Source organism: Microvirga sp. P4_G7 (genome assembly GCF_056401005.1).
In genome coordinates this window covers 1-502 of the sequence record NZ_JBFUKD010001217.1, presented here as the reverse complement: position 1 = coordinate 502, position 502 = coordinate 1, and the positions used below count along the sequence as shown (strand labels likewise).

Genomic DNA, 502 nt, shown 5'->3' with positions numbered 1-502 from the left:
GCCTCGATACAAGCAGCTGCCGCCCGACCGAAGTCTGACGCCAGATTGAGCGCGGGCGATGACGTTGACGGCACTGCATCCGCGAGAGTTTGAAGCACGACCGCGCCCAATTGATTGATCTGAACAGGATCGGCCTGCCGTCCAAGGTCCCGCAATACGTCACAGAGGTCCCCCACGGCGTCGGCGACTGTCGACACCGCAATCGCCCCGACAAGACCAGCGCGGATCCTCGCCACGCGCGTCGCAATATCAGCGGACACGGTGTTCTCGAGCGTGAGGTCAGAGCGCAACCCCTCGACGCGGTCRCACAAGGACTGCACGACCGTCGCCGCAATCGCAACACGCTCGGTCATGGCCGGTATCCTCCGAGGAAATTGCGGCTGAGCCCTGCAATCAAGGCCGCCGACGAGGCTGCAAGTCGGTTGCCGATCGGCAGATCGGGGAACAGGGAGCCTGAACCCGCCTCGATGGCTTCAAACTCGATGCCGTAATAGCCGAGACG

General features: G+C 63.3%; 1 protein-coding gene. It reads right to left on the bottom strand.

Going from position 1 to position 502, the window contains the following annotated elements:
* Window positions 1-353, bottom strand: a 353-nt coding sequence (locus tag AC1DT3_RS23955; protein ID WP_477467631.1) for a hypothetical protein, incomplete at its 3' end; no start/stop codon positions are given.
* Between the last annotated feature and the right edge of the window lie 149 nt (window positions 354-502).